This window comes from Gordonia sp. PDNC005, from assembly GCF_016919385.1.
GTDB lineage: Bacteria > Actinomycetota > Actinomycetes > Mycobacteriales > Mycobacteriaceae > Gordonia.
Map to the genome: position 1 here is coordinate 3,332,593 of NZ_CP070351.1, position 23,656 is coordinate 3,356,248.

At 67.1% G+C, this 23,656-nt stretch carries 24 protein-coding genes and 1 riboswitch; of the genes, 7 read left to right on the plus strand and 17 right to left on the minus strand.

The features are described from left to right. From panC to hpt, 11 genes are all read right to left on the minus strand, one after another. Positions 1-894: a pantoate--beta-alanine ligase gene (panC, locus tag JVX90_RS16055; RefSeq protein ID WP_205329693.1), complete on the minus strand. Its 894-nt coding sequence runs from the start codon at positions 892-894 to the stop codon at positions 1-3. Then, positions 891-1,856 carry a DUF2520 domain-containing protein gene (locus tag JVX90_RS16060; RefSeq protein ID WP_205329694.1) on the minus strand — a complete coding sequence of 322 codons (966 nt, stop codon included), beginning with the start codon at positions 1,854-1,856 and terminating at the stop codon, positions 891-893. The genes panC and JVX90_RS16060 overlap by 4 nt, the downstream gene beginning before the upstream one ends. Positions 1,857-1,962: 106 nt before the next feature. Further along, positions 1,963-3,039, minus strand: coding sequence for an NADH-quinone oxidoreductase subunit J (locus JVX90_RS16065; protein WP_205329695.1), 1,077 nt, complete (start codon positions 3,037-3,039; stop codon positions 1,963-1,965). Positions 3,040-3,340: 301 nt separating this feature from the next. After that, entirely contained in the window at positions 3,341-3,553 is a 213-nt protein-coding gene (locus tag JVX90_RS20615; protein ID WP_240193922.1) for a hypothetical protein, read from the minus strand. Between the two features lie 170 nt (positions 3,554-3,723). Next, positions 3,724-4,236 carry a DUF3180 domain-containing protein gene (locus JVX90_RS16075; RefSeq protein WP_205329697.1) on the minus strand — a complete coding sequence of 171 codons (513 nt, stop codon included), beginning with the start codon at positions 4,234-4,236 and terminating at the stop codon, positions 3,724-3,726. After that, positions 4,233-4,742 carry a 2-amino-4-hydroxy-6-hydroxymethyldihydropteridine diphosphokinase gene (gene folK / locus JVX90_RS16080; protein WP_240193923.1) on the minus strand — a complete coding sequence of 170 codons (510 nt, stop codon included), beginning with the start codon at positions 4,740-4,742 and terminating at the stop codon, positions 4,233-4,235. The genes JVX90_RS16075 and folK overlap by 4 nt, the downstream gene beginning before the upstream one ends. Then, positions 4,739-5,116, minus strand: a complete 378-nt coding sequence (folB, locus tag JVX90_RS16085) for a dihydroneopterin aldolase (RefSeq protein WP_205329699.1) — start codon at positions 5,114-5,116, stop codon at positions 4,739-4,741. Before folB ends, folK begins: the two co-directional genes overlap by 4 nt. Beyond that, on the minus strand, positions 5,109-5,951 hold the full coding sequence (folP, locus tag JVX90_RS16090; RefSeq protein ID WP_205332455.1) for a dihydropteroate synthase: 843 nt from the start codon (positions 5,949-5,951) through the stop codon (positions 5,109-5,111). The genes folB and folP overlap by 8 nt, the downstream gene beginning before the upstream one ends. A gap of 47 nt (positions 5,952-5,998) precedes the next feature. Further along, a complete protein-coding gene (folE, locus tag JVX90_RS16095) occupies positions 5,999-6,628 on the minus strand; it encodes a GTP cyclohydrolase I FolE (RefSeq protein ID WP_240193924.1) in 630 nt (209 codons plus the stop codon). Positions 6,629-6,642: 14 nt separating this feature from the next. Further along, entirely contained in the window at positions 6,643-9,036 is a 2,394-nt protein-coding gene (ftsH, locus tag JVX90_RS16100; RefSeq protein WP_205329700.1) for an ATP-dependent zinc metalloprotease FtsH, read from the minus strand. Positions 9,037-9,176: 140 nt separating this feature from the next. Continuing rightward, positions 9,177-9,761, minus strand: a complete 585-nt coding sequence (gene hpt, locus JVX90_RS16105; protein ID WP_205329701.1) for a hypoxanthine phosphoribosyltransferase — start codon at positions 9,759-9,761, stop codon at positions 9,177-9,179. Positions 9,762-9,976: 215 nt separating this feature from the next. On the opposite strand from hpt, the gene JVX90_RS16110 reads away from it, so the two are divergent. After that, a complete protein-coding gene (locus tag JVX90_RS16110) occupies positions 9,977-10,660 on the plus strand; it encodes a hypothetical protein (RefSeq protein ID WP_205329702.1) in 684 nt (227 codons plus the stop codon). 12 nt (positions 10,661-10,672) lie between these two features. Here JVX90_RS16110 and tilS read toward each other — a convergent pair whose 3' ends face one another. The 3 genes from tilS to dacB are packed head-to-tail and all read right to left on the minus strand — an operon-like array spanning position 10,673 to position 14,134. After that, positions 10,673-11,623, minus strand: coding sequence for a tRNA lysidine(34) synthetase TilS (tilS, locus tag JVX90_RS16115; protein ID WP_205332457.1), 951 nt, complete (start codon positions 11,621-11,623; stop codon positions 10,673-10,675). Beyond that, on the minus strand, positions 11,620-12,690 hold the full coding sequence (locus tag JVX90_RS16120; protein WP_205332458.1) for a zinc-dependent metalloprotease: 1,071 nt from the start codon (positions 12,688-12,690) through the stop codon (positions 11,620-11,622). Before JVX90_RS16120 ends, tilS begins: the two co-directional genes overlap by 4 nt. 31 nt (positions 12,691-12,721) lie before the next feature. Next, on the minus strand, positions 12,722-14,134 hold the full coding sequence (gene dacB, locus JVX90_RS16125) for a D-alanyl-D-alanine carboxypeptidase/D-alanyl-D-alanine-endopeptidase (RefSeq protein ID WP_205329703.1): 1,413 nt from the start codon (positions 14,132-14,134) through the stop codon (positions 12,722-12,724). A 133-nt stretch (positions 14,135-14,267) separates the two neighbouring features. Between dacB and JVX90_RS16130 the strand changes: the two genes are divergently transcribed. Further along, positions 14,268-14,747 carry an inorganic diphosphatase gene (locus tag JVX90_RS16130; RefSeq protein WP_205329704.1) on the plus strand — a complete coding sequence of 160 codons (480 nt, stop codon included), beginning with the start codon at positions 14,268-14,270 and terminating at the stop codon, positions 14,745-14,747. Positions 14,748-14,807: 60 nt separating this feature from the next. Here JVX90_RS16130 and JVX90_RS16135 read toward each other — a convergent pair whose 3' ends face one another. The 3 genes from JVX90_RS16135 to JVX90_RS16145 all read right to left on the minus strand — a co-directional run bounded on the left by JVX90_RS16135 (position 14,808) and on the right by JVX90_RS16145 (position 18,372). Then, positions 14,808-16,496, minus strand: a complete 1,689-nt coding sequence (locus JVX90_RS16135; protein WP_205329705.1) for an MDR family MFS transporter — start codon at positions 16,494-16,496, stop codon at positions 14,808-14,810. Beyond that, a complete protein-coding gene (locus JVX90_RS16140) occupies positions 16,493-16,963 on the minus strand; it encodes a MarR family transcriptional regulator (protein WP_205329706.1) in 471 nt (156 codons plus the stop codon). The genes JVX90_RS16135 and JVX90_RS16140 overlap by 4 nt, the downstream gene beginning before the upstream one ends. Before the next feature lie 179 nt (positions 16,964-17,142). After that, the gene (locus tag JVX90_RS16145) at positions 17,143-18,372 is read right to left on the minus strand and encodes an aminotransferase class V-fold PLP-dependent enzyme (protein ID WP_205329707.1); all 1,230 of its coding nucleotides are present in this window, start codon (positions 18,370-18,372) and stop codon (positions 17,143-17,145) included. A 15-nt stretch (positions 18,373-18,387) separates the two neighbouring features. Then, a riboswitch (SAM riboswitch) is annotated at positions 18,388-18,501 on the minus strand. A gap of 170 nt (positions 18,502-18,671) precedes the next feature. Here JVX90_RS16145 and JVX90_RS16150 point away from each other — a divergent pair. The 5 genes from JVX90_RS16150 to JVX90_RS16170 are packed head-to-tail and all read left to right on the plus strand — an operon-like array spanning position 18,672 to position 23,449. Further along, positions 18,672-19,448, plus strand: a complete 777-nt coding sequence (locus JVX90_RS16150) for a hypothetical protein (protein WP_205329708.1) — start codon at positions 18,672-18,674, stop codon at positions 19,446-19,448. Between the two features lie 31 nt (positions 19,449-19,479). Then, positions 19,480-20,625, plus strand: a complete 1,146-nt coding sequence (locus JVX90_RS16155) for an SPFH domain-containing protein (protein WP_205329709.1) — start codon at positions 19,480-19,482, stop codon at positions 20,623-20,625. A gap of 4 nt (positions 20,626-20,629) precedes the next feature. Next, positions 20,630-21,853, plus strand: coding sequence for a hypothetical protein (locus JVX90_RS16160; RefSeq protein WP_205329710.1), 1,224 nt, complete (start codon positions 20,630-20,632; stop codon positions 21,851-21,853). Between the two features lie 4 nt (positions 21,854-21,857). Continuing rightward, a complete protein-coding gene (locus tag JVX90_RS16165) occupies positions 21,858-22,376 on the plus strand; it encodes a hypothetical protein (protein ID WP_205329711.1) in 519 nt (172 codons plus the stop codon). Beyond that, entirely contained in the window at positions 22,373-23,449 is a 1,077-nt protein-coding gene (locus JVX90_RS16170) for an isochorismate synthase (protein ID WP_205329712.1), read from the plus strand. The genes JVX90_RS16165 and JVX90_RS16170 overlap by 4 nt, the downstream gene beginning before the upstream one ends. The last annotated feature ends 207 nt before the right edge of the window (positions 23,450-23,656 follow it).

Sequence of the window (23,656 nt, forward strand, 5' to 3'; positions counted from 1 at the left end):
TCAACCTTCTTCTTTTCCGATGAACCCGGTACCGATCGCGACGCCGACGTTGTCGAGTAGTCGCGTGGATCCCAGTCGGGCCGCCACGAGCAGCCGCCCGTCCCCCACTTCGGGGGGATCTTCCAGTCCTCGGCCGCGCAGCGCGAGGTAGTCGACCTCGATGCTCGGCTCGGTGTCGAGCACGGCTCGGGCTGCTGCGAGGATCGCGGCCTCCCCGTGCTCGGCGGCGTGAGTGCCTGCCAAGAGAGCCGCCGACAGAGTTGTCGCCAGCTCACGGTCCTGAGACGACAAGTACCGGTTGCGCGACGACAAGGCCAGACCGTCCGCCTCGCGGACCGTCGGAACGCCGACCACCGCGACGTCGAGGTTCAGGTCGTTGACCATCTGATTGATCAGAATCAGCTGCTGGTAGTCCTTCTCGCCGAAGTACGCGACGTGCGGAGCGACGATGTTGAAGAGCTTGTTGACGACGGTCAGCATGCCCGAGAAGTGGGTGGGACGCGCGGCTCCCTCAAGGATCTCGCCTGCCGGGCCCGGGTGGATCGTCGTCCGCGGGCCGACCGGATACATGTGCTTCGCGGTGGGCGCGAACACCAGCTCGACGCCGATCTCGCGGAGCTTGGCGACGTCGTCGTCGAACGTGCGCGGGTACGCGTCGAGGTCCTCGCCCGCGCCGAACTGCAGCGGATTGACGAAGATCGAGACGACCACCACCGTGCCGAGGTCCTGTGCGGTCCGCACCAACTGCAGGTGCCCTTCGTGGAGGGCGCCCATCGTCGGGACGAGCGCCACACGCTTGCCCGTCCCGCGCAGTGCTTTGGTGATGCGACGCATCACGGCGGGATCGCTGTGGACGGTCAGCTCGCCGGGAGTGAACAGGGGTGCATCGGTCACGGGTGTGCCTCCAGCATTTCGCGGAGGGCCGGTGCGGAATCGTGCTGGGCTGCAGCTCGACCGGCGAGCACACGATAACCGTGAGCAATGCCCTCGTGGACGTCGGACAGTTCATCAAGGTGTCGGGCGACTGTGTTGATGTCGCCGCGGGCGACGGGACCCGTCAACGCGGACCGTCCCTGTGCGAGCACGTTCTCCAACGACGCGGTGACCAGCGGCGCAAGAAGCTGCTCAGCCAGGCCGATGGACCCACCGTCGACGGTCGCGGTGCTCGCGGCCTTACCGCCGGGCCCTGCGATCGCGGCTTGCAGAGCCGTGACGGCGTCGGTGATCAGAGCGTTCAAGTTGTTCGCGCCGTGTGCGAGGGCCGCGTGATAGAGCGTCCGGCTCGTCTCGGCGATGCGGATGGGCGTCGCACCCAGTTCCAGAACCAGTGCCATAGCGATCGCGTCGCCGATCTCGTCGGCCGCCGTGACGCCGAAGCACGACGCCGACAGCCGGGCGGTGTCCTCGCGAGTGCCCACAAAGGTCATGGCCGGGTGCGTCGCCAGAACGATGCCGCCACGGCGAGCGATCGGCGCCAGGATGTCCACGCCGTGTGCACCCGCGGTGTGGGTGACGATGGTTCCCGGACGGAAAGTGTCGACGTCGGCGATCTGTGCTGCGACGTCGGCGAGAACGGTGTCGGGGACGGCGACAACGATGAGATCTGACAGCTCGACGAGTGCGGGCAGGTCGCGGATCTCGGCGGATGGCAACCGATCTTGTGCTCGGGACAAGGACTGCAGTGAGTTCGCGACGACGGACGTCACGCGATGACCTGCAGCGGCTAGAGCTTCGCCGAGCGCGGTCCCGACACGACCTGCACTCACGATCCCGACGCGTAGACGCGCCGGCGCCGTCGGTGAATTCACCGCTGCCTCCAACTCGAAGTTCCAGTCCCTCCCACATGCGGTGCGCATGCTCCGGGTACCAGACGTCCGGACACCACGATAGGCCTCCGACCATCACCTCGCCAGACGCTTGTGACTGGCTTCACCTGAAGTGCTCCCAGGCGGCGGCCAGACGTCAGTCGCGGCGGCGGCGACCACCGGACTTGCGTTCGCCGTCGTTCGCACCTTCGCGAAGTCGCGAGAAGAGCTCACTCGCAGGCCGACCTGCAGCGTGCGCGCCGTCTTCGTTCGGATGCGGCTGGGGTTGGGGCTGGGGCTGTGGCTGGGGACGTTGTGGGCGAGCGGGCGCCTGCCGCATCGGGCCCGACGGCGGTTCGTACGCGCCCGCGGCGAACGCGGTGCGCTGGTGACCACCGGTCTGCGGTCCCGCGGGGAACTGCGGCCGCGGGGCTGGACCGGGCTGCTGCGGACCCGGCTGCGGGCGCTGCGGTGCCTGCGGGACGGGCGGAGGCTGCGGGAACCGGCCCGACGGAGTCGGTTGAGATTGCTGCGGTTGGGGCTGGGCGGGCTGGGACTGGGCGGGCTGCGGCTCGGCGCGGGCCGGTTCGGGAGCCGGCTCCTCGGTGACCACCGGGATGATCTCCGTCATGCCCGACGGCGGGACGTCACTCATCGGCGCATGGCGTCCCGACTCGACCGGTGGGGCCGTCGATGCGAAGTCACGCTCGGCGGCGGCGCGGTCGTCCGAGTCTCCGGCGTACGTCACGCCTGCAAGCCCCGATCCGAGCTCGCGGGGCCGTTCGAGGCCGATCGCGATACGCGACGCAGGGAGCGGCTCGCCGAGCAACTGCTCGAGACTCGACCGCAACGCCAGGACCTGAACCTTGAGGTCTTCGAGTTCGTGGTTCGTCTCCGTCGACATCTCGTGGCGGATCGACGCCTCGACGTCGGACTCGTACTGACGGCGGGCCGCGATCTCACGTTCCAGTTGGAGTTCGTAGACGAGCCGCAGATCGCGTGTACGCCCTTCTGCGACGTCGGCCTGGCGGCGGTACTTCGTCACCAGGACCGCGCCGATCACCGCTGCCCACAGGGCCGCGATCACGGCGAGAGACGCCTGCATCGACAGGTCGTCGCCCAGCACCATGAGCAGACTCGCGACCAGCGCCAGCACCACGAAGAGCGCGATCACCCACTGGCCTGCAGAAGTACGCGAACCCTGATTGGAGTCGGACTGTGCCTCGTCGGTCATGCACGCCAACTTACCGGCCCGTAGACGCGTACGGACGTACCGGACCTCGGAAAGTCGTCCCCGTCGCCCCGTTCGGCTTTCCATCACCCCATTCCGCAGCGGCGTCGGCGTTCCGTCACCCTCACCGACGACCAGTGACACTTCTGCCGATAGGCGACAGAAATGGATCACGAAACGCCGCGAAGGCGCGTGTGGATGAATGAGAAGTCTGTCCACAACCTGGAGACGATCAGCAGACTCCGACTCCGCTCCTTGGGGTTCGACGTCGAACCCCAGGTGTACATCAACGGAGTGGGATTTGTTAGATCTCCTCGTCGAAGGCCGGGTGATCGTCGAGCTGGACGGGAGACAGCATCGCGACGATTCGGCGCAGTACACGAAGGACAGACGACGCGACCGCGTCGCCCAACTCGGCGACTATCTGATCCTTCGTCTGGATTCCACCGATGTGTTCGCGCGGTGGCGCGGTGCCGAGCGCGATGTACGACGTCTCGTCGAACTGACTGCCGCGCACCGATCAGCGTGAACTCGAGTGCGGCTTTTCCGTCACCGCTTTTCGTCACCAGCCTGCACAGGCGTCACCAATCCGGCGCAGAAGCGACGGAACGCCGTCGCCGGGACGGAAATAGGTGACGGAAGGCCTCTGCCGCCGGACGGACCCGCCGAGTGCGGGACCAGCCCAGGTCAGGCAGGAGCGGGGTCGGACGCGTCCGATTCGGCGTCCGGATCGTCCGGTGCGCGACAGCAGTGTTCCAGCCACACCGCGGCGGCGGCGAGCACGACTCCGCCGACTGCTCCGACGATCGCGGCGGGACGGTCGGCGCGCGCGGCGTCGAGCAGACCGTTGTCGAGTAGGAACACGAGCACACCCGTCCACCCGCCTGCGGCGATCGCCCCGAGAATCGCGGACGCCTTCGCCAACACCATCACTCGCGCGACGGCGATCGGATGCAGTTGTCCACGCGCTCGACCGATGTCACGGCCGGCTACTCGCGCCCGGACAACGAAGCCGGTGATGAACTCGAACACCGCGAGCACGTACAGGGACAGGCCGGCGGGCCACGGTAGCGAAGGAAACGCTCCGTAGTTGTAGCGGATCAGAATCCACAGTGCGAGCCCGGCGACCACCGCTATCAGGAGCAGGTCGCGGACACGTGTGACGGTCATGCGCTGCTCGTCGTCGCCGGTCTTGTTCATCGCAGCGCCCCCGCACGGCGGACGCCCGCCACCTCGGCGGAGTCCAAACCCTTGACGACCTCGACGACTGCCCGCGGGCCTGCTGCGGTGACGATCACGGCGTCGGGGTCGACTGCGAGCCACGGCACCAGCACGAAGGCCCGCAGTTCGGCGCGCGGGTGAGGGAGCGTGAGGTCCGGGTCGTCCGAAACCATCGTCTGGCCGTCGACGTCGACGGTGATCACGTCGACGTCCAGTGTCCGTGGGCCCCATCGCACGTCACGGATCCGCTCCGCTGCCCGCTCGCACGACCGGCAGAACTCGAGCCACTCCTCCGGCGTCCGATCGGCTTCGACGATCAGGGTCACGTTGGCGAAGTCGTCTTGTTCGACTCCGCCCCACGGCGCGGTGAGGTACACGTCGGACACCACGATCAGGTCATCGCCCGCAGCGTCGACGACCGAGCGCAGGAACGCCTCACGGTCGCCGATGTTCGACCCTGCGGAGAGGACTGCGCGGCTTGTCACGCTCCGCGCGGCTTCCGTGAGCGTCGTGTGACGACGGCGACGTCGTCGAAGGTCAGCGGGATCGGCGCGGACGGCTTGTGCAGCGTCACCTCGCATGCGACGACCCGTTCATCGTCGGCCATCACGGTGTCGGCTATCTCGGCGCCGACGGTCTCGATGAGGTCCCGCGACGGGCCCGCGATGATGTCGTGCGCGCATTGTGCGAGGGTGCCGTAGTCGACGGTGTCCGTGAGGTCGTCCGATGCGGCGGCGGCACGCAGATCGATCCACAGCGTGACGTCGACGATGAACTCCTGGCCGTCCCGCTTCTCGTGGTCGAAGACGCCGTGGTTGCCGTGGACGCGCAGTCCGCGCAGTTCGATCCGGTCAGCCATGAGTACCCCTTCGTCCCCCGGCGCGCCACGCGGCGGCCACATCGATCGCGTCGCGGCTCGCCGCCACGTCGTGCACTCGAACTCCCCACGCGCCCCCGGCCGCGGACAACGCCGAGACGGCCGCGGTTGCGACCTCGCGTCCGGCAGGCGGGCGATCTCGCCCGTCCGCCGCCAGCAAGGAGCCGAGGAATCGCTTGCGCGACGCCCCGATCAGAATCGGAAAGCCCAGTCCGACGAGTGTTGGAAGCGCGTGCAGCAGAGCCCAGTTGTGCTCTGCCGTCTTCGCGAAGCCGAGCCCAGGGTCGAGGACGATCCGGTCGGGATCGACTCCGGCGGCGACCGCCGCATCGACCTGTCCGAGCAGTTCACCCGAGACCTCGGCGACGACATCGCGGTACCCGACCGCGTCGTCGACCCGGTGGGTGAAATGACGGTCTCCAGCCGCGGCCGCACCCGCGGGTCGCCAGTGCATGAGGATCCACGGCGCGCCTGCATCAGCGAGAACACGACCCATGTCGGGATCGGCACGTCCACCCGACACATCGTTGACGATGCTCGCGCCCGCCTCCAACGCCGCCGCCGCAACCGACGCACGCATCGTGTCCACAGACACGCGCACTCCGGAAGCGGTGAGCGCTGAAATCACCGGGACCACCCGCTGAGCCTCCGTACCGGGATCAACACGAATCGCGCCCGGCCTCGTCGACTCCCCGCCGACGTCCACGATGTCGGCGCCCGCTGACGCCAACGCCTCACCGTGCCGGACAGCGTCGTCGACGTCGAGATAGCGACCGCCATCGGAGAACGAGTCGGCCGTCACGTTGAGCACACCCATCACCAGGGTGCGCTCATCGACGGGCTCGTCTGCGAGTGGTCGGCCGGTCACCGAGTGATCAGGTCCAGCGCTTCGCCGCGCGATGTCGCGCTGGTCTTGAACAGTCCGCGCACGGCGGACGTCGTGGTGGTTGCTCCGGGCTTGCGGATGCCGCGCATCGCCATGCACAGGTGCTCGGCCTCGATCACGACGATCACGCCGCGCGGGTCGAGTCGACGCACGAGCGCGTCCGCGACCTGACTGGTCAGGCGCTCTTGGACCTGCGGGCGCTTCGCGTAGAGATCGACGACGCGAGCCAGTTTCGACAGGCCGGTGACCTGTCCCGACTCGCCCGGAATGTAACCGACGTGTGCAACGCCACGGAACGCGACGAGGTGATGTTCACACGTCGAGTACATCGGGATGTCCTTGACCAGGACCAGCTCCGAATGGCCCTCGTCGAAGACTGTCGCGAGGACCTCGTCCGGCTCGGTGTAGAGCCCGGCGAACATCTCCCGATAGGCGTTGGCGACGCGGTGCGGCGTGCGCTTGAGCCCTTCGCGGTCCGGGTCCTCCCCCACCGCGATGAGGAGCTCGCGGACTGCGGCCTCCGCACGTTCCTGGTCGAACGCTCCGACCGCACCGTGTCCCGGCGCGGTCACGCCGTCCACCACATGGGTGTCGTCGACGCTGGTCATTGTCTCTCCTCGGGTCACCGGCGGTCGGACGAGCCGTCGCCGTCAGTCGGGTTCTCCGGCGGCCATCCGGGCGCCGACCAGTCACGTGGGGCGCCGTAGTCGGGTCGCGTGCCGTGCGTGGACTGCCCGCTCGGTGCGGCGGGCGGCGTCGTTCCCGGGTACAGGTACCCCTGGCCCGGTTGAGGCTGGGGACCGGTAGCCGGCTGGCCACTCGCGGGTTGCCCGTATGACGGCTGCCCCGCAGGCGGCTGTCCGTACTGGGCAGGAGCACCGTATACGGGAGGCTCCGGTGAGTACGTCTGCCCGTCGTACGCGGGCTGCGGCTGATACGGCTGCTGGTACTGCGGCGTCGGAATCTGCGGCGCCTGGTACTGGGGCGGCTGATTCTGCGGTGCCTGGTACTCCGGTGCCTGGTACTGGGGCGGCTGATTCTGCGGAACCGGTGCGATGGGCTCGGCAGGCTTCGGGGGCCACTCCTCACCACGCTCGACTGCCAGCTCGCCCGGAGTCTTGATCGGCGGCTTGGTGCTCGGCGTGCGGTCTCCGAAAACGTCGAACTTGGTGATCCGCGGACGCTTGACGACGTCCGAGAGGATCTCTTCGAGGTCCTTGCGGAGCAAGGTCTCCTTCTCCAGGAGGGCACCCGCGAGAACATCGAGGACGTCGCGGTTCTCGTCGAGGATGGCCCACGCCTCGGTGTGTGCGGCCTCGATCAGGTCACGGACCTCAGCGTCGATCTCCGCGGCCACACCGGACGAGTAGTCAACGCTGTTGCCCATGCCGCGTCCGAGGAACGGATCGCCCTGCTCCTGGCCGTATCGGACGGCGCCGAGCTTGGCGCTCATGCCGTATTCGGTGACCATCGCCCGCGAGATCTTGGTCGCCTGATCGATGTCGGAGCTCGCTCCGGTCGTCGGCTCGTGGAACACGAGTTCTTCCGCCGCCCGACCCCCCATCGCCATCACCAGACGCGCGAGCATCTCGGAACGGGTCATCAGCTCCTTGTCCTGCTCGGGCACGGCGAGTGCATGTCCGCCGGTCTTGCCTCTAGCCAGGATGGTGACCTTGTAGATCGGGTCCAGATCGGGCATCGCCCACGCGGCGAGGGTGTGACCGCTCTCGTGGTAGGCGACGACCTTCTTCTCGTGCTCGCTGATGATGCGGCTCTTGCGGCGAGGCCCGCCGATCACACGGTCGACCGCCTCTTCCAAGGCCTCTCCGGTGATCACGTTCTTGTGCTCGCGCGCGGTTAGCAGCGCGGCCTCGTTGATGACGTTCGCGAGGTCGGCACCCGACATGCCGGGCGTACGCTTGCCCAGCCCGTCGAGGTCGGCGTCGGGCGCGATCGGCTTGCCCTTCGCGTGGACGGCGAGGATCGCGCGTCGACCTGCGATGTCCGGGTTCGACACGGGGATCTGGCGGTCGAAACGTCCGGGACGCAGCAAAGCCGGGTCGAGGATGTCGGGGCGGTTGGTTGCGGCCATCACGATGACGCCGGACCGGTCGCCGAAGCCGTCCATCTCCACCAGCAGTTGGTTGAGCGTCTGCTCGCGTTCGTCGTGGCCGCCGCCCATGCCCGCGCCGCGCTGGCGGCCGACGGCGTCGATCTCGTCGACGAAGATGATGCAGGGGCTGTTCTCCTTGGCCTGCTCGAACAGGTCGCGGACACGCGACGCACCGACACCGACGAACATCTCGACGAAGTCGGAGCCGGAGATCGTGTAGAACGGGACGCCTGCCTCGCCGGCCACTGCGCGGGCCAGGAGCGTCTTGCCGGTTCCGGGCGGACCGTAGAGCAGAACGCCCTTCGGGATCTTCGCGCCCAACGCCTGGTACCGGGCGGGGTTCTGCAGGAAGTCGCGGATCTCGTCGAGTTCTTCGACAGCTTCGTCGGCACCGGCGACGTCTGCGAACGTCGTCTTCGGCATGTCCTTGCTGAGCTGCTTGGCCTTCGACTTGCCGAAGCCCATCACACCGCCGCGCCCGCCGCCCTGCGCCCGATTCATCAGGAAGAAGAACAAGCCGAACAGGATGATCATCGGGAGGACGAAGATCAGGATCGACTGCCAGATCCCCGAGTCCTTGGTGATGTTCGTCTGGTACGTCGCACCCGACTTCTGGGCTGCGGTGAAGATCCGAGACGAGACACCCGACGGGTATTGAGTGGTGACCTTGGTCTGGTCGGCGTCGTCCACCTTGACGGGCTTCTTCAGCTCCATCCGGAGACGCTGTTCGCGGTCGTCGATCTGAATCGACTTCACGTTCTTCGCGTCCAGCTGCGCCATCGCGACGGACGTGTCGACGCCGGTGTACTCACGGTCGGAGTTCCGCATCACGCTCCAGCCCCACAGGGCGAGCAGGACCACGGCCACGATGGCCAGGTTTCGGAACAGTTTCTTACGGTTCATGGGTGTGCGCGTGGACCGGTGCGTGAGGCGGCGTACTCGCCGCGCATGGGCACCGGACCTCCAGTCCTTCCCGTCGTTCGACGAATACGAGGCTACCTGTCAACGCTCGGGCGACCCGCAGTGTTCCCGGCGGCGCCAGATCAGGACGAGTAGACGTCCGGATGCAGGGTGCCGATGTACGGCAGATCGCGGTACCGCTCGGCGTAGTCGAGTCCGTACCCGACGACGAACTCGTTGCCGATGTCGAAGCCGACGTCGGCCACGTCGATCACCGCGCGCATCGCGTCGGGCTTGCGCAGCAGGGTGACCACTTCGAGCGACCGCGGTGACCGGGTCGCGAGATTCTTCATGAGCCACGACAACGTGAGGCCCGAGTCGATGACGTCTTCAACGATCAGGACGTCACGGCCCGCGATGTCACGGTCGAGGTCCTTGAGGATTCGGACCACACCGGACGACGACGTCGACGAGCCGTAACTCGACACGGCCATGAACTCCATCTGCGACGGAATCGGAAGTGCGCGAGCGAAGTCCGTCATGAACATGATCGCGCCCTTGAGGACACCGATCAGGACGAGATCTTCGTCCACGTCCTTGTATCGTTCGCCGACGGCCTGCGCCATCTCGACCGTGCGTGCATGAATCTGCTCACGGCTGATCAGGACGGACTCGATGTCTCCGCCGTAACCGCTGTCTGAACCCAAGGCGTTGTCGTCAAGTGCCACGCGTCTAGCTTGTCACGCCGACCGCCTGCACAGCACATCGGCACCGATCCGAGAGGCCACAGGCCGCGGATACCACTGATCTAGAGAATCAGAAGTCTCTTCCATCACAGTTGTCACAAGTTTGCCGAAACCGAGGAATCCATCAGGTTCCGTGTGGCACGTTCAGACGACCCTTTCGCGCTCTTTTGCGCGCTTCCATCACTGAAATGAGGCACATGCCCACCCAAAGGCTCAACCATGTCCGGATCACGTTCATCACGCTCCTCGCAGCCGTTCTGACGATCCCCCTCGTCGCCGGACCGGCCGCAGCAGCACCGGCGAACACACCGATCCAAGCCACCGTTCAGGCGAACAAGGCGGACGTCGTCGTCCGCATCGCCGACGGTTCCCTGTCCGTCGAATCCGGTTCACTCGTCGTCCGCAACGCCGCCGGATCGGTACTCGAAACGGTCCCTCTCACGTACCTGAACACCGACAAGCGGTCCTACCCGATCGACGCGACGGTGAAGGGCCGCACCGCGACCCTGGTCCCGTCGACCGATGCCTCCCGGTCGGTCACCACCCCCGCACGGGTCCGGAACGCTGCCGAGATTCGGCAGTCGGCGGCCGACGAGAAGCAGCTCTGCGGCCCGCAGACACGCAAGCAACGCGATCTTGAGGCCCTCAACCGGATGAACTCCGAACTGGCGACAGCCACCACCATCGGCGGCCTCGCCGGCGCGGTGATCGGCGCAGTCGTCGGTCTCGTCGGCGGCCCGCTCGCTTTTGCGGGTGCAGCCATCGGCGTTGTGGCCGGCGTCGCGCTCGGCCTCGGCGGAGCAGCGATCTCCGGGACGTTCACCCGCTACTTCGACGCCACCCATTCGAAGTTCAAGCCGAAGTTCTGCAAGGTCACCTAGTCCTCAGCAGAGTCACCTGTTAAGACGCTCGACGACGAGCACCCCGGCCCGCCTGGTCACGACCAGGCGGGCCTCGTCGTCTCCTCCCACCGCGATCGGGCCCTGGCCGTGCCAGTCGGAGACGAGTGCGTCGACGGCCGTGACCTGTCGGTGCGACGGCGCCTCGATTCCCCGCCGCTGAAGCCAGAAGCGAACCGCACGGGTGCGGATCGCAGACGGTGCGCCAGCGACCTCGATCACTGCCAGCCCCTCATCCGTCTGCCGGTCGAGGACGTCGCCAGCCAACGCGTCGAGGGCGTCGGAGTCGGCCGTGAGCTGGTCGGCGGTACGCGCGAGGGCCTCGGCTACCCCGGAGGCCAGCACGTCCTCCAACAGCGGTAACACTTCGGTGCGCACCCGGACACGGGTGAATCGCGGGTCACTGTTGTGCGGGTCGTCCCACACCGGCAGTCCCCAGCCCTCGCATGCCGCAACCGTCTGCGTTCGACGGATGCCGAGCAACGGCCGCCCCCATGGAGCCGACCACGGCCGCATACCCGCGAGCGACCGGCCTCCCGAACCTCGTCCGAGACCGAGGAGAACAGTCTCCGCCTGGTCGTCGAGGGTGTGCCCCAGCAGGACCGGCCTGTCGGAGCGCGCCATGTCCAGCGCGGTGTAGCGCGCGGTCCGAGCGGCCGCTTCGAGTCCGCCGGCGCCGTCGACAGTCACTCGCCGGACCTCGGCGGTGGCCCCCAGGCGTCTGACTGTGGCCGCAGCCGTTTCGGCGACGACATCGGATCCGTCCTGCAGACCGTGATCGACGACGATCGCGTGGACGTCCAGTCCCGCACGAACCGCACCCGCAGTCAACGCAAGCGAGTCCGCACCTCCCGACAATGCGACGCAGACGGGTCCCCCGTCGAGGTGAGCCGACACGTAGCCGCGGACCGCACCGATCACGGCGCGTTCGGCGGTGCCGGTCAGAGAACCCTGTCGATCCACGTCGAGGGCTCGTCGATCTCGCTCATCTTCGGGAGCGTGTCGGGTGAGTTCCAGACCGTGTTGAAACGCTCCATGCCGACGGTCTCGACCACTTCATCGACGAACGCCTTGCCGCGCACGTACTGCGCGATCTTCGCGTCCATGCCGATTAGGGCACGGATGAGACGCTGCAGCGGATTGCGCGGCGCACTGCGCCGGGCGTCGAATCCGGCACGGATCTGCTCCACGGTGGGCACGTGTGCCGGTCCGACGGCGTCCATGACGTGATCGGCGTGGCCTTCGAGGAGCGTCCCGAGCACCAGGACACGCTCGAATGCCTCGAACTGCTCGGGCGACTGCAGCAGCTGCAGGACCCCGACCATTCCCTTCTCGCGCGGTTTCCCGCTGCGCACAGCCTCGGTGACACGCGTGAGGACCTCGGTCATGGAGTCCTCATCACCGCCCGCCAGGCCGCTGACGTTCTCGCGCATGTAGCCGGTGAGCCACGGATTGGCGGAGAACTGGACTCGGTGCGTCACCTCGTGCAGGCACACCCACAGTCGGAAGTCGGCCGGCACGGCACGGAGCTGCCGTTCGACGGCGATGATGTTGGGCGCCACCAACAGCAGCACCCCGGGCTCATCGGTGTCGGGGTCGGTGCTGAACGGGTCGTACTGCCCGAGGATCGCGCCCGACAGGAACGCCAGCAGACCGCCGGCCTGGACACCGGCGATCTTCGCTCCCAGCCCGGTCTCGGGTTGCGGATCATCGGTGAGCATCGCCGGCATCGACCGCGACGCGGCGTCGATCCATCCGGCACGGTCGACGATGCGTGCCGTCGGCACTCGCAGCCCGTCGGCGAGTCCCGTGACCTCCCGGACTGGCCCTTCGGCATGGACCGCGGCGGCCGAGAGTTCGGCACGCGCCTGCTCCATCGTGTATCGGGTGACGCGGGGACCCGGCCGCGCCACTCGTCGCCCGATCGAGGCCGCGAGCTCCCAGTCGACGCCGACGGTGAGCGCAGACGTCTCGGCGGTGACGATCGATTCGTCCCGGTTGGTCTCGGCCATGTCGTGGCTCCTGGTCTGTGGATCGGTCATGTCAGCTTCGGCATCCGCATTCGCGGAGGGCGCCTGCGACCGTGTCGATCGCGGGCCTCGCGTCGGCGGGTGAGGTACCGCCCGACATCAATGCGAACGACAGCACTCGACCGTCCACGGTCTGCACTATCCCCGTCAACGACGTGACGCCCGTCAATGTTCCGGTCTTGGCCCGTACCCAGCCCGCACCCGGCATCGCGGCCGGATCAAAACGGTCGGCGAGCGTCCCCGTGCCATGCGCCACCGGAAGAGTGTCGAGCAGTGACCGCAGTTTCGGCGAGTTGTCACCGCCGACGGTCGCTCCCATCACCGCGTCGAGGACCCGAGCAGGCACTTTGTCCGCGTACGACAGTCCGGACAGGTCGGACAGGCGCACATCGTCGACGTCGAATCCGGCACTGCGAAGCGCGCGCAGGACCGCGTCCACACCGCCACTCGTGCTCGCCTGGCCGCCGGTCGCCTCAGCGAGTTCCACGCCGAGCATCTCGGCGAGCACGTTGTCGCTGAACCGCATCATGTCACCGACCCGCACGGACAGGGGCGCGGATTTCACCGACGCAATGGTCCGGCCACCGGCCGGGGCGTCGACCTCGGTCACCTGACTGTGCACCCCAAGAGCATCAGCGAGGGCACGGCCCGCCTCTTCCGCGGGACTGTCGGTACGTGGCGAGTACTCGTCCAGCGGATCGCGTCGTCCTGCATCGACCATCAGGGACGTCAGCGGGGTGATGTCACCGCCCTCGATGTCGCGGCGATCCCAGGTGCGAACCATCGACGGCCCGGTGAAGCCCGGCGTCGCGAACGCCACCGAGGTGACCTCCACTCCAGACCGTTTGATCTGCGTCGCCAGGTCGGAGATGCGACCGGGATCCGAGTAGAACGTCTGCTCACCGTCGCCTGAGGTGAGAGTCGGGTCGCCCGCACCGACGAGGATCGCCTGACCGTCGTCGCCGAGGACCACGTTCGTGGTGATCCGTTTGTCATGAGGAAGCGTCATCAGGACCGCCGCCGCCGTGAGGATCTTCGCGTTCGACGCCGGCGTCCGTGCTTCGTCGGCGTCTCGACTCCACAGGACCTTGCCCGTCAGCGGATCGGTGACCTGTCCGGTGAACTCGCCGAGGGCATCGGCGCGTGACGGCTTCGACAGCGCCGCACGGACGCCGGAGGCCGTCGGCGCGGGCGCAGCCTCGGACACCGCTTTGATCACCTGGTCGACGGTCACCGCGGCCGGCTGCGCGGGGGTTCCGTCCGGCACCGGGTCGGGTCGCTGTGTGTAGAACCACCAGCCCGCCGTTCCACCGCCTGCGATGATGACGACGAGCAGCAGGATCAGCGTGATGCGCAAGCCTTTTCGGGACTTCCGAGCGGGCTCGCCCGTCGGCGGGATCACGGTCGGCGGGATGCGCGAAGCCACGGAACCTCCGGTCTGGGAAATGCAGGGGACGGAACTAACAGTATCGTTGGAGGCCGTCGCACGTGTTTTCCACCGGCGCTGGGCCCACACGCTTTGATGCAGGGTCCCACACACGAGATGAAGGAGTGAACGCATGGAGTTCGAGGTCACCGTCGAGATCCCCAAGGGTGCACGCAACAAGTACGAAGTCGATCACGAGTCGGGCAAGGTCTACCTGGACCGCTACCTGTACACGTCGATGGGCTACCCGGCCGACTACGGCTACATCGACCACACCCTCGGCGAGGACGGCGACCCGCTCGACGCGATGGTCCTGCTCCCCGAATCGGTGTACCCAGGTGTCATCGTCAAGGCGCGCATCGTCGCGATGTACACCATGACCGACGAGGCCGGTGGCGACGACAAGCTGCTCGCGGTGCCCGCAGGCGACCCACGCTGGGATCACATCCAGGACGTCGGTGACGTCAACGAGTTCGAGCTCAAGGCGATCGCGCACTTCTTCGAGCGCTACAAGGACCTCGAGCCCGGTAAGTCCGTCACCCCGGGCGGTTGGGTCGGGAAGGACGAAGCGATCAAGGTCGCCGAAGCCGCCGTCGCTCGCTACCAGGGCTGACGCCCTCCCTGAAATGTAGAGAGCCGCCGCGAACCCCCGAGGTTCGCGGCGTCTCTCTATTCACTCGGCGGCCGGAACCTCTGCGGGTTCCTCTTCTTTCTTGGCGCCACCGCGAAGAGGCACTTCGGTCCAGGTGATGGTGCCGATGATCGCGAGAAGCGACAGGATCGACACCGACAGGAACACCTTGTCCATCGAGTCCGCGAAGCCCTGTTTGATCGGGTGCGAGATGCCGTGGGGCAGCCGTTCGATGATCGTCGTGTCCTTCATCAGCCCGTCGCTGTCGCCTCCAGCGGCCTCCGGGTTCTTGGCGGAAGCGATGAGTCCTTTGCCGAACGCCGCGACGTCGGGGTCGTCACTCTGGGCGGCTTCGACCACCGCCTGCTGGAACTCGGGAGTTCCGGCAGCGACCCGCATCTCGTCGGAGATATTCGGCCCCATCGTCGAGAACAGCAGCGAGAAGAACACGGCCACGCCCAGCGTTCCACCGATCTGACGGAAGAACGTCGCCGTTCCGGTCGCCATGCCGACGTCGCGCATCGGCAGGATGTTCTGCATCGCGAGCATCATCGGCTGCATCAGATTGCCGAGACCGAATCCTAGGCCGAACGCTGCGAGCATCACCAGGTACAGCGGCGTCTCGGTGCTCAGGTAGTGCAGGAGGAACGCCATCGTGGTGATCAGGATCGAGCCGATGATCGGGAACTTCTTGTAGTGCCCGCTCCGGGAGATCAGCTGGCCCGACAGGATCGAGGCGCTCATCATTCCGAGCACCATCGGCAACATCTGCAGACCTGCCATCATCGGGCTGGAACCGCGGAGCACCTGGAAGTACTGCGGCAGCATGGAGATGCCGCCGAACATCACGGCGCCGACCACCAGCGAGATGAAGACACCCTGCGTGAACACTCGGTTCTTGAACACCCGCAACGGGATGATCGCCTCGTCGCCCATCCGAGATTCGACGACCACGAACAGTGCGATGCCGATGAGGCCGATCGCGTAACAGATCATCGAGTTGGTCGACGTCCATCCCCATGTGCGGCCCTGCTCGGCCACGATCAAGAGCGGAGTGACCGCCACGGCTACGGTGGCCGCGCCCCAGTAGTCGGTGCGGTGTCCGACCAGCTTCTGCTGCGGGTAGTTCAGGACCTTGTAGACCACAACGAGCGCGATCAGGCCGATCGGAACGTTCACCAGGAACACCCAGCGCCATCCGGACACACCGAGGATCGAGTCCGCACCGGCGAACAGTCCGCCGAGCACCGGACCGAGCACACTCGACGTGCCGAAGACTGCCAGGAAGTAACCCTGGTACTTGGCGCGTTCGCGGGGCGCGACGATGTCGGCGATTGTGGTGAGGGCCAACGTGAACAGTCCACCTGCGCCCAGGCCCTGCAGCGCGCGAAAGCCCGCCAGCTCGTACATCGACGTCGCCATGCTGCACGCGAGGGAGCCGATCACGAAGATCGTGATCGCCAGCAGGAAGAACGGCTTGCGTCCGTAGATGTCCGACACCTTGCCGTACAGGGGCGTCACGACGGTCGACGTCACCAGGTAGGCGGTGGTGACCCACGCCTGCATGTCGTAGCCGTTGAGGTCGTCGGCGATGGTGCGGATCGCCGTCGACACGATCGTCTGGTCGAGCGCGGCCAGGAACATGCCGATCATCAAGCCGGCCATCACCGTGAGGATCTGACGATGGGTCAGACCCTTTCCGGGGAAGTCGGCCGAAGCTGCGGAGGTCATCGGGCGTCTTCTTTCTCACTACATGGAACGATGCGGTCTTCCACCGCATCGACGAATCGGGTCAGCAGAGCTGAGAAGGTGTTGAACTCTTCGTCGGACCAGTCGGCGACCATCTCTCCGACCACCTGACGACGACGTGCGCCGAGTTCACGGACTCGGACTCGCCCCTCGTCGGTGAGGATCAGCCGAAACGCACGACCGTCTGCGGGATCCGGCTCTCGCCTGACAAAACCTTCGGAGACGAGTTTGGCGACGTGCCTGCTGGTGGTGGAGGGGTCTGCGGCCATTGCCGCAGCGAGTTCACTCGCACGCATCGGGCCGTGTTTGAGGACGAACAGGCCGCGGTAAGCGGCGGTCTCGACTTCGCCCTCCGGCGAGCGGAACGACGTGTGGATGCCTCGGTCACGCAGCCTGATGAAGCGCCCCAGTGCGAGGAACACCTCATCGATGCGTTCGGGCGTGGGCATGCTTCGACTCCAATTACTTGCGTTGCGCAACTAAGTTCAGGTCCACCAGCATGCGCTCTGCAACTATCGGTGTGCAACCACCAGATAGCCACCGAACCTCGTGAACGCGGCCAACGCACCTCGCATACGACGCGACCCTCCCCGCTCGGTGAGCGGGGAGGGTCGCGGGCGTTCGGAGATCAGGCCAGTTCAGCCAGAGCTTCCAGGAGTCGATCGACGTCGTCCGAGGACGTGCCCACACCGAAGCTGGCGCGGACGGCACCGGTCGGGTGCCCCAGTTTGGCCAAGAGCGGGTGCGCGCAGAACTTCCCGTCTCGAACGCCGATACCACGGCTGCTCAAGTGCTCGGCGACAGCTCGAGGCGTATGCCCGTCGACGGTGAAACTCGCGATGGCGACTCGGTCGAGACCATCGTCGAACGCTCGGAGCGGACGCACGTGCCCAAGTGCGGCGAGACCCGCGTCGAGGCGGCGGATCAATACGTCGTCGTGGGCCCCGATGTTCTCGAAGCCGACTCGGCGCAGTTCGTCGGCCGCCGCGGCGATGGATACGGCGCCGAGCACGTTCGGCGAACCGGCTTCGTGCCGCGCGGCCCCGGCGTGCCATGCGACGTCGTCGATCGAGACGTCGGCGCTCGCGCCCCCGCCTGCAAGATAGGGCGGTGCGTTGTCGAGCCAGTCTGGACGCCCGACGAGCACGCCCGCGCCGAACGGCGCGTACACCTTGTGGCCGGAGAACACGAGGTAGTCGATCCCGAAGCTCGCGATCGACACCCCTCGGTGCGCGACCAGCTGTGCTGCGTCGACCAGAATCCTGGCCCCATGGCGATGTGCCACACCCGCGAGGCGGGCGAGCGGAAGCACTTCGCCGGTCACGTTCGACGCCGCTGTCACCGCGAGGAGCGCAGCGGGCGCCGACGCGAGCTCGGCCTCGAGCGCTGCAAGAGTCGCGTCAATCGTCGACTGCGATTCGACGATGCGGGCGCGCCCGGTCCGCGTCCACGGCAGCAGGTTGGCGTGATGCTCGATGTCGAGGACGACAACGTCGCCCGGCACGATCGATGCGGCGAGGTTGATCGAGTCCGTGGTGTTGCGGGTGAACACGACGGTGTCGTCGGCACGACCGCCGACGAACGTTTTGACAGTCGCTCGGGCCTGTTCGTAGCGGGCAGTCGTGACCTGCGACAGGTGGCCCGCGCCGCGGTGCACGCTCGCGTACTCCGCGAGAGCACCGGCGAGCCGGTCGGCGACCGCGGCGAGCGCAGGCGCCGACGCGGCGTAGTCGAGGTTGGCGTATGTGACGCCCCCGGGGTGTCCGGTAGCGGGCACCGAGACATCAGCGCCCACCACCGGGGCCAGTGCGAGAACAGAGGCAGGACGGCACGCGGGCGCGTCGAGGACAGCGGTCATGGTGAAGACTCCTTGGAATCGCGCTTGCCGTGCACACTGTGCACACGGCCAGGTCGTCACCCGGAGCACCCCACCGCGGTGGAGGGTTGCCGACCAGCAAGCCGGGGCTTGACGCTGATACTCGTGACCTGCCGACAACTATCCGCTGTCCCGCCCGCTCCGACGAGGGTTTCGCGCGCGGTGGTTTCAACTACGGGTCATTCGTTCACTCGTCGCCGACTCCTCCGCGGCCCGGTCGACAGATAGAGTCGTCAGCAGACACTTCGGGCGTCGCCCGACCACGATGGAAGGCCCGACCCGTGACGTATCCGCAGGACCCGCGCTTCGGCCGCTCTGGCGGCCCAGCGGGCCCGCACCCACGGCCGGGCTTCGGCGGACCGTCGGCGCAGGCGCCGCATCAGTACGCACCTCCCCGGTACGGACAGCAGCCCCCTCAGTTCGGCCCGGCGCCGTTCGGCCCGCAGGCTCAATTCGGCCCGCCCAACCAGTTCGGGTACCCGCCGCTTCCGAAGAAGTCTCGGACCGGGCTGATCGTCGGCCTCACCGCCGTGCTCGCGGTGGTCGCCGTCGGGGGCGGCCTCCTCATCTGGCAGCCGTGGAAGTCCGACGCAGACACCGGCCCGCACACCGAGACCGCGATGCTCGACAACAGCATCGCACTCACCGTCGAAGTCCCAGAGGGCTGGACGCTCACCTCCGGCCCCGTCGACGACAAGAACGTGACGATGATCGTGCCCGAATCTGAGACCCGCACACCCGCACAGATCGACAACGACGGAGAGTCGCTCGCCGACGGCGGCCGCGGAACACAGATCCACGCGCTCATCGCCCAATCCGGATCGTGCCCGCGCGGCGAGTCCCTGCAGGTCGGTGCATGGACACAGGACTCCAACAACCGATCGTCACATGCGAAAGCGTCACGCCGCGGCGCAACCACTCGGGTCGACGACACGAACTGCGTCCGCGTGGTCGGCGTCGATTTTGCGCACTCCGCGGACGACCTCAGCACCGAAGCGTCCGAACTGCTTCCCGAACTCGTCAACGAAGAGAAGATCACCGCCGCCCGCGCGGTATGACCTGGACACCACCTGCGAACGGAGACTTCACATGGGCATCATCGGCAAGATGCGTGGCGAACTCGTCGACATAATCGAATGGGTCGACGACTCGCGTTCCACCCTCGCGTGGCGCTTCCCGCGCTACAACAACGAGATCAAGAACGGCGCCCAGCTGATCGTCCGCGAGGGCCAGCAGGCGGTGTTCGTGTACCGCGGGCAGCTCGCGGACACCTTCGAGCCCGGTCACTACGAGCTGACCTCCGAGAACCTGCCGATCATGAGCACGATCCAGGGGTGGAAGCACGGCTTCAACAGCCCGTTCCGCAGCGAGGTGTACTTCATCAACCGCAGGCCGGTCACCGACCTGCGCTGGGGCACGCCCAACCCGATCACGTTGCGCGACCCCGACTTCGGCATGGTCCAGGTCCGCGCCAACGGACTGTGTGTCATCCGCATCGCCGACCCGGCGATCTTCCTCCGTGAAGTGATCGGCGCCGACAGCCAGGTGAACGCTGACGAGATCGCCGAGTTGCTGCGCCGTGTCATCTCCACCGCGTTCTCGGACATGATCCTCGAGACCGGCGTCGGAGCGATCGACCTGCAGGGCAGGCAGGTGGAGCTCAGCGACAAACTCCGCGAGTACGTGCAGACCCGCGTCGACGACGAGTACGGGTTGGCCATCGAGTCGGTGACGATGAACATCTCACTGCCCGATGAGATCACCGCAGCGATGACCCGCGGTGTCGCACGGGGTGTCGAAGAGCGCGGCTTCCTCAACAACGTCGGAGACATGAACCGCTTCCAGCAGGGACGCGCAGGCGACGCGATGCTCGCGGCCGCCCAGAATCCCGGCGGAGGCACCGCGGGCGACATGATGGGCATGGGCGTCGGGATGGCCATGGCCGGGCAGTTCGCCAATCAGTTCAACCAGCAGCAACAGCAGGCGCCCGCCGGACCGCCACCTGTTCCGTCGGCACAGACGTTCCACGTGGACCAGAACGGCACGGCCGCAGGTCCGTTCACCATCGACCAACTGCGCGGGTCCCTCACGCCCACCACGCTCGTGTGGGCTCAGGGCATGGCGGGATGGACCCAGGCCGGCCAGGTCCCGGCGCTCGCGCCGCTGTTCGCACAGGCCGGGCCCCCACCCCTGCCTCCGCAGACTCCGCCCACACCCCCTGCACCCGGTCAGTGACGCAATGACCCAGCCCCCACCGATCCCGCCGACCGGCAGACCACCTGCTGCGCGTCCGCCGATCCCGAGAGCGGCTGCACCCACGCCCACACCGCCGTCCGCGCCCAACGCCGCCGATCGCGCCCAGCGTCAGGTCACCGAACAGACACGCACCTACCCGTGCGGCAACTGTGGGGCGCCTCTCGCATTCGTCCCTGAACAGCAGGGTCTCGGCTGTTCGTCGTGCGGTACGTCGTACCCGATCGAGCTTGACCCGTCCGCGCAGATCGTCAAACACGATCTGCAGACGACGATGAATCAACTCGCGCAGCGGGCGCCACTCGGCCTCGCGTCGGTCGGCGGAAACGAACACGTCGTCACGTGTCAGGCGTGCGGCGGCAAGACGATCTTCAACGGCAGCCTCACCGCCACCCGCTGCCCCTACTGCGCCACTCCGATTCAACGCGACGACGTCCAAGACGCACCCGAGCGTCTCGCATTGGACGCCGTCCTGCCCCTGCAGGTCGGCGAGCCGCAGGCACGCGAATCGATCGAGAAGTGGATCAACAGCCGCTGGTTCGCACCGACCGAGTTCAAGAAGTACCGGACGCTCGGCTCGTTCACGAGCGTCTACATGTCGTATTACACCTACGACGTCGACGCGACGACCGGCTACTCCGGGCAGCGCGGGGACAATTACACCGTTGTCGTCGGATCGGGTGACAACCAGCACACGGAGACCCGAATCGCGTGGCGGCCGGTGTCCGGCGTCGTCCGCGACAGCATTCGCGACCTGCCCGAACTCGCCAACACCGGAATGGACGAGCCGCGTGTGAGGGAGCTCGAACCGTGGCCGATCCAGGCAGCGGTGCCTTACACTCCGGAGTTCGTAGCGGGTCACCTGTCGCGGACCTACGATCGCGATCCAGGCGACGTGTTCGACCGCGACGCCCGACCGCGCGTCGACGCCCAGGTGGAGAGCACTATCCGCTACGACATCGGCGGCGACCACCAGCAGATCCACCGCAAGCAGACGACGTTCGACATGCTGCAGTTCATGTATCTTCTGCTGCCGATGTGGCTGCTCACCGTCAATTTCGACGGCAAACCGTTCCAGGTCGTCGTCAACGGTCTGACCGGCGAGGTCCAGGGCCAGCGGCCGTGGAGCAAGGTCAAGATCGCCTCCGCCATCATCGCCGGGCTGATCCTGATCGGCGTCATCGTGTTCCTGTACCAGAGGATGAGGTAGCTCAATGATCGTCGTGGTGATCCTGCTTGTGCTCGCGGTGGTCGCAGGATTGACGGCCGCTTTCGCAGTCGCGCTGGCGAGGTCGGGGAAGAAGTCGCAGGCTGCGGCGACGCACATTCCCGGCGTGGACGTCGTCGTCCCCGCGTCATGGGCAGGCTCGCACGATCCCGAGGCTCGCCTGCATCGCCGGATTCGGGACGCGGCCAAAGCCCTCGACGCGACAATCGGCAACGCCGACGTGGCCCAGCTCGACGAACGCGCACGCCTGCTGCTCACCGCGCGGGAACTCGATCAGCGTCTGGTGACGATCTGGGCCCTGCCCGCGAACGCGAAGGCCGACCCACTGGCGGCCGTGGAACGTGGCATCTCCGAGTTCGAGGAGGCAGCCGCTGCGACGACCCTCGCGCCCGGACTCGACTCCGGCCTGTCGGCCCCGCCGACACTGCCGCCGATTCCACCTCTGCCGCCCCAGCCGGCCGAGCGTCGCGACCGGCCCGAGCCGCCCGCCGGTCTGGCACAGTGACCTTCAGCTCGTTCTTCTCCTCACCAACCCGCACCCTTCGCGGCTCCGGCGTGTCCGCCGAGTTCAGCAGCGTCGGGAAGGCGCACGACGCGCTCGCCGCTGGTGACGCCGTCGCGGTGACCGGCGCTTTCGGCTTCGACCCGACCGGCGTCGCCGCGCTGATCGCGCCCCAGACGTTCGGGCCGGCCGAACCCTTTGTCACCGTCCCCGACGGGTTCGGTCGAGCCACCTCCACGATCACCCCGGCCGACGTGCACGCCGACCGCGTGCGGTCCGCTCTCGCCGCCATCGATGACGGCCGAGTCGGCAAGGTGGTTCTGGCCCGGACACTCGACCTTCGGTTCGAGGATCCGATCGACCCCGCCGCCGTCGCATCACGGTTCGTGCCAGGTCCCAACGCGACGACGACCACCGCGTTCGCCGTCCCTCTGGACGCCGCCGGCCGCAGGGGGCACTGGCTGATCGGCGCGAGTCCAGAACTCCTCGTCCGACGATCCGGCCGGGTCGTGACCTGCCACCCGTTTGCGGGCACCGCACCTCGCTGGGGCGACGCCGTGGCCGACCGCGCAGCCGTCGAATCATTGCGCGCTTCCGACAAGGACCTCCGCGAACACGCTTTCGTCGTCGACTCCCTGGTGAACGCGCTCCGTCCGCTCTGCACCGAGCTCGACGTGCCCGAGGGACCGCAGATTCAGTCCACTCCGACGGTCTGGCATCTCGCGACACCGATCCGCGGCGTCCTGGCGGATGCCTCGACCACCTCACTCGACCTCGCCGCACTTCTGTCCCCGACGCCCGCCGTATGCGGAACTCCGACAACGTCGGCAGCCGAGCTGATCGCTGAGATCGAAGGTCCCCGCGACTTCTACGCCGGCGCGGTCGGCTGGTGCGACGCCTCAGGTGACGGCCAGTGGCTCGTCTCGATTCGATGCCTCGAACTCGACGCCGCACACACCGGCGTGACGACGTGGGCGGGTGGCGGCATCGTCGCCGGTTCCGATCCGGACGACGAGGTGGCTGAGACGGAAGCGAAGTTCCGGACCGTGCTGTCCGCTCTCGGCTTGTCCGGTTGATATCGACAGGCAGCTCCGATGAATTGGTGAATCCCGTCGTCCAGCGACAGGAGACGAACCGCCTGTGCGCTGGTGATCACCCCATCGTGGTCAGCCAGGAATTCCTCAATATTCCCAGAGTCCCCCATACTCCTTAGACGCATGAAACCCGCATAAGGATCCATGAACGTGCACGAACTGGTGAATTCTCGTCGCTGTACGACAAGA